4 protein-coding genes are annotated in these 5,745 nt (G+C 57.8%); 2 read left to right on the top strand and 2 right to left on the bottom strand.

Annotated elements, in window-relative coordinates:
- The coding region (locus R3F72_RS18230; RefSeq protein ID WP_332778557.1) for an IS66 family transposase at positions 1-291 on the top strand (291 nt) is incomplete at its 5' end.
- Between the two features lie 364 nt (positions 292-655).
- Here R3F72_RS18230 and R3F72_RS18225 read toward each other — a convergent pair.
- Complete coding sequence (locus R3F72_RS18225; protein ID WP_332780442.1) at positions 656-1,951, bottom strand: hypothetical protein; 1,296 nt, start codon at positions 1,949-1,951, stop codon at positions 656-658.
- A 296-nt stretch (positions 1,952-2,247) separates the two neighbouring features.
- Here R3F72_RS18225 and R3F72_RS18220 point away from each other — a divergent pair, with 296 nt between their 5' ends.
- Positions 2,248-4,800, top strand: coding sequence for a membrane-bound PQQ-dependent dehydrogenase, glucose/quinate/shikimate family (locus R3F72_RS18220; protein ID WP_332780441.1), 2,553 nt, complete (start codon positions 2,248-2,250; stop codon positions 4,798-4,800).
- A 325-nt stretch (positions 4,801-5,125) separates the two neighbouring features.
- On the opposite strand, the gene R3F72_RS18215 is transcribed toward R3F72_RS18220, so the two are convergent.
- Positions 5,126-5,326, bottom strand: a complete 201-nt coding sequence (locus tag R3F72_RS18215) for a hypothetical protein (RefSeq protein WP_087718319.1) — start codon at positions 5,324-5,326, stop codon at positions 5,126-5,128.
- Between the last annotated feature and the right edge of the window lie 419 nt (positions 5,327-5,745).

The following is a 5,745-nucleotide window of genomic DNA, read 5'->3' as shown; positions in this document are numbered from 1 at the left end:
CTGCTCGAACGTCTCCAGGCGTACGAGGACGACGTGCTGCGTTTCCTCGACGACCCCGCCGCGCCCTTCACCAATAACCAAGGGGAGCGTGACCTGCGGATGACCAAGGTCCAGCAGAAGATTTCAGGCTGTTTCCGCTCCTGGGAAGGTGCCGAGATCTTCTGCCGGATGCGCAGCTTCCTCTCGACGGCGGTCAAGCAGGGCCTGGCAGCGCACACCGCACTAGAACAGTTGTTTGCCGGTGAAGTGCCCGAATTCATGCGTCGGGACGGCCTGGATCAGGCAGCGTGACCTGAATAGTTACGAGGAATTTACCCATACAGCGATTACTCCCTTCAGCGATTGTTGTTTATTCGTACTGCAAAGGGGTCGGGCGGGCGCCCTTCCGTATTCGAGCCACATCGACAGCAGCGTCGAAGTCATCCTGCCATGGATGATTACATTCCGACACTATGCTTTTCGTAGACACTAGGGTGTTTGTATAAAATATACAAGAGCATGTCCGGCGAACTTGCCTACCCCCTGTTCACGCTATTCCAACCCTTGGCATCAAGGCATGGCGTGGATGGGCAGCGCGTCGTGCAGGAATCGTGCAGAAATAAAAAAGCACCCGACAACGATGCCGGGTGCTTGATCAGGCAAGACTTTCGAAAGCTCAGTAAGTGATGCCGACGTGTGTCTGGAAGCTGGTGTGCCAACCATCGTCGACCGGCGAGCCGAAGTAGTTAAGCCCGTTCTTGTTGGTGACGATATCGAACCAGGCATAGTAGCGTCCGGCGGTGATCTTCATGCCCAGGTCGTTGAGCATCGGATCATCCATATCGCCGAAGCCGCCGTTGATCGCGGAATAGTCGTCGGCAGGATCTATATAGCTGAAATCGTTGTAGAAGTAGAGATTCTCGATCGCGCCCCAGTCCACGTCCATGCTGTAAGCCAGACTCGCCGAGTACATCTCGCCCTCGGCCGGGATCAGATAGTTGAAGTTGAACGCGCCGATCTGGATGACGTTATCGGAAATGCCGGAAACCGACTCGTCCGGGTTCTCGGCATTGAACTCGTAGGTCGTGGCCTGGAGCTGTGTCATCCAGTTGCCGTAGCTGCCATCCATGCCAAGTGCGACTGCCCAGCTGTCGCCACTCTCGTGCGTCTGGTTGTTATAGAGCTGACCGCCCTTGGCCGACAGGTTCACCTCGGTGGTGTAATCCGTACCCTGATTGAAGGTGTAGGCAATGCGGGCAGCAAGCTGGTTCTCTTCGGTATTGCCCTGATCGCTACTGCCAATCGGATTGGCGCCGTAATGATCGTTCTCGTCGCCGAGCTGGTCGCTCTTGAAGAAGGCCAGGCTGGTATCCCAGGCGCCCTGGCTGTGATTCCAGGCAACACCGGCATTCTGGTTGTCATTGAACCCGGCCAGATACGGCAGCGTGCCGTACCAACCGAGATAGCCGTAATCCATGTTGCCGAACGGCGTCTGGAACAGCCCCAGCTTGACACTGTCGTTATCGCTGAACTGATAGGCCGCCCAGGCGTGATGCAGGAAATTGTAGTCGTCGTATAAACGGTACTGGAAAGAGTACGACAGCGGCCCTTCGCCACCGTCCATCCCGAGAATGAATTTCCCGAAATCGACGTCGCCCGTGGTGTCCTTGCTGGCTTCGTCCCAGTCGTTGAAAGTGTAACCAAGTTCGACGAGCCCAGTGAACTGTGGCGTACCCACCTCGTCCAGCAGGGAGCGGTTTTCTTCGGCGATCTGACGAGTCTGAACACTATCTGCCTGCTGGCTGGCCCGCTGTTCCGCCAATTGCTGCTGCAGTTGCTGAACCTGCTGCTGCAACGCATCGAGCCGGCGTTGAATGGCTTCGCTGTCCTGAGGGGATTGCGCCAGTGCTGACGGGACGCACGTCATCATGCCCACGGCAATACCGAGGGACTTGAAGGTCTTCGAAGTCACGTTGTCGTTCCCTTGTACGAATTCTAAGGTCTTGATAAGGAAGCAGTTAGGAGCTATTGTTAGCCTGCTTCGCTTTTACCGTAACAAATCTGTTACGGTCCTTAAACCTTTGTCGTATGGGAGAGGCGCCTCGGAGAAGTTGCAGGCAAGGAACTGATTGGGTTTCGGACGGAATTGATCGCCAGCTTGGATGACCGTGACTACCCTTACTTCATGCCACAGCTTATCGCATCAGGCAGTTGGTCGCTTCGGAGCATGACCAACCTAACATCAAATATCATTCAAGGGAGAATACAGTGGCCAATACGACTTCTTCCGGCGGTGCAGGGGGCATTTTTGCCAAGCTCGTCGGAATCATTGTTGCGCTCGTTGGTCTGGCTCTGGGAGCCGGCGGCGCTTACTTGGCGACGCTAGGCGGTTCCTGGTACTACCTTATCGCCGGTGTGCTGATGCTGGTTGCTGGCATCCAACTGTTTCGCAACCAGATTTCCGGCGCCGTTATTTACGGGATCGTCTTTATCGGTACCTTCCTGTGGGCGGCCTGGGAATCGGGGCTGAATTACTGGCGCTGGATTCCTCGGCTGGATATCGTGCTGATCCTGGCCATTCTGGTCGCGCTGGTTACCCCAGCGCTGAAGAACGGCCCCTCCCGCAAGGCCGGATTCTCGCTGGCAGGCGTCCTGTTTCTGGGCCTGGTGGTGGCCGGCGCGCTAGCGTTCCTTCCCAACCGCGGCTACGAGCATCTCGAGGATGTACCTGCGATAGCCGATGCATCGCTATCGACGGATGTCGGCAACGCCCAGCCAGCCGATACGCCGGCTCCGGGCGACTGGGCCGCCTATGGTCGTGACTCGGCGGCCACGCGCTACTCGCCTCTCGAGCAGATCACGCCGGATAACGTCGGCGACCTGCAGGTGGCCTGGCAGTATCGTACCGGTGACATTCTCGATCATCGCTGGGGCGCGGAAACCACACCGCTGAAAATCGGGAACGATGTTTTTCTGTGCACATCGCGCAACATCCTGATCTCCCTGGACGCTGCCACCGGCGAGGAGAACTGGCGCTACGATCCGCAGGTTTCCGAGGACGCCATCCCCTACACGGCTGCATGCCGCGGCGTGACGTATTACGAAGTGCCGGAAGATCAATCGTCGAACGCGGGTCAATCAGCGGACCCGAGCCAGTCCACGGCAGCAAACGAGCCACAAGGCAACGATGAAGCCCAGGCGCCGGACAGCGAGGCATCGCAGAACCAGATGGCCGTCACTTCGAATGACGACCAGTCCTGCCAGGCGCGCATCATTTCGGGCACCCTTGACGGCCGCCTGATCGAAGTCGATGCCGCGACCGGCGAACCGTGCACCGGCTTCGGTGACAATGGTCAGGTGGATATCAAGCGCAATATGGGCGAGACGCCGGAAGGGTATGTCTCCATCAACTCAGCGCCTGTCGTCGTGCGCAACGTGCTCGTCACGGGTCACCAGGTCCTGGATGGCCAGCGTCGCTATCCGCCCTCCGGCGTGATCAAGGGCTATGACGTCGTAACCGGCGAGCTACTCTGGGCGTGGGATGCTGGTCGTCCGGATCAGAGCGAACCCCTGAGCGGCGATGAAACCTATGTGCGCGGCTCTCCCAACATGTGGACGACCGCTGCCGGTGACAGCAAGCTCGGCCTGGTTTATCTGCCGATGGCCAACAGCGCTGGCGATTACTGGAGCAGTTCGCGAACGCCCGAGGAAAACGAGTGGGCCAGTTCCATGATTGCCCTGGACGTCGAAACCGGCCTGCCGAAATGGCATTTCCAGACGGCGCACAAGGACGTCTGGGATTACGATCCGGGCTCACAGCCGACATTGATCGACTTCCCCACCGACAATGGCAAGGTGCCGGCATTGGTCATGCCGACCAAGCAGGGCGAGATCTACGTCTTCAATCGTGAGACGGGTGAGCTGCTGGGCGGCGGCGCCGAAGAGCGCCCGGTTCCCCAGGGCGGCGCCGAGCCGGAGCAGCGCAGCAAGACGCAACCTTTCTCGCTCTACGCAACACTGCGTCAGCCGGACATCGACGAGAAGGATATGTGGGGCATGACCCCATTCGACCAATTGTTCTGCCGCATTCAGTATCATCAGGCCAGTTGGAAGGGCATGTATACCCCGCCGACCGCCGAGCAGCCGTGGATCCAGTACACCGGCTATAACGGCGGCTCCGACTGGGGTAGCGTGGCGATCGACCCGCGTCGCGGTGTCATCATTGCCAACTACAACGACATGCCCAACTACAACGAACTCGTACCGCGTGACGTCGCCAACAAACTGGGCTGGGTGCCCCGCGAGGAACAGCAGGAAGATAGTGGTGGCGCCGAGGGTGCCGGTGATCCGCAGGCCAATACGCCGTATGCGATCAACGTCAACGCTGGATGGCGTGTGCCTTACACCGGCATGCTCTGCAAGCAGCCGCCGTATGGTCATATCCGCGCCATCGATCTGGCCAGCGGCGATACGCTATGGGATCGGCCGCTAGGCACGGCCCGTGCCAACGGCCCGTGGGGCATTCGTTCAGGGCTACCCATCGATATCGGCACGCCCAACAATGGCGGCTCCGTGGTGACCGCTGGTGGCTTGATCTTTATTGCTGCCGCGACTGACGATCTCATTCGTGCCATCGACATCGAAAGTGGCAAGACAGTGTGGCAGGCTCCGCTACCGGCGGGCGGCCAAGCCAACCCGATGGCGTATGAAGCCAATGGACGTCAGTACGTCGTTATCGTCGCCACCGGGCACCACTTCATGGAAACCCCTTCCGGTGACTATGTGATCGCCTATGCACTCCCGAAAAGTGACGATAGCTGATCAATGGCTTTAGCCAGCACCACTCCCTGTCGGGATAAAATCCGTGCGGGGAGTTGGTAATAAAATAAGTGTTATAAAGGATTAACGGGCGGTGGTGTCGTGGACATCACCGCCCGTTCTTTTATTGCGAAATAGTGATAGTGAAGGCCAAGGCTATCTCGATACTCAACTATTAGACGTTTCATATCGATAGCAATGAAAAGCCCGAGCGCCGTAAGCACGGCACTCGGGCCTTTTCGCCATGATCGCCTGATTAGTTTTCAGGTAAACCATGGTGATAAACGCAGAGTTTTTCCTCTCACCCTACGCGGGCACCATGACAGAATTAATTCTGCGCATCCTCTGCCTGATCCTGAATGTCTTCGCCAGCATCTTCCATCGTGCTGCCTGCGTTGTCCACGGCGTCATCGACCGACTCTCCGGCTTCCTCTGCTGGCCCTTCGTCGTTATCGCAAGCCACAACGCCAAATGCCATCAGGCCCAGTAGCATAGCCATTGCCATTTTTTTCAATAGGTCAGTGCGCATCTCGCATTCTCCTGAGCAACTGCTTCCATGTATTTGCCCTAACAACCATAGCCACAGATTGCGGAATCAGCCAACTTCAAAGCAGCCTTCCCTAATTTCTCCTAATTATTCGAAAATGGGCAAAAGTGTCTGCTTCTGGCGTCAAGGGGTTCCGTCCCTTGCCATGAGATATCAAGAATGGCGCTAGCGAAGTAACGGAGGGCTCTCTTCAAGCTCACCCTTATCCACATACCCATACGGGCTTCGCCATGAGGCCACCAAGTCATCGCGATGCCGCTATGACAGGCTGGGTGGCCCGTGACGTTTCTTGCGGACATAAAAAAACCCCAGCCTTGTGGGCTGGGGTTTCGGGATAGATGCCTGACGATGACGGGGGCGGCCACCCGTCGTCCGGCGCTCTCCATGGGAGACCCCTAAAC

The organism is Salinicola sp. 4072, assembly GCF_036663415.1.
Lineage (GTDB): Bacteria > Pseudomonadota > Gammaproteobacteria > Pseudomonadales > Halomonadaceae > Salinicola > Salinicola salarius_A.
This window is presented reverse-complemented; position numbering and strand designations above follow the sequence as displayed.

What these genes read in the sequence shown, in the direction of transcription:
- R3F72_RS18215 (WP_087718319.1), bottom strand. Translation starts at nt 5,326, where the DNA reads ATGCGCACTGACCTATTGAAAAAAATGGCAATGGCTATGCTACTGGGC.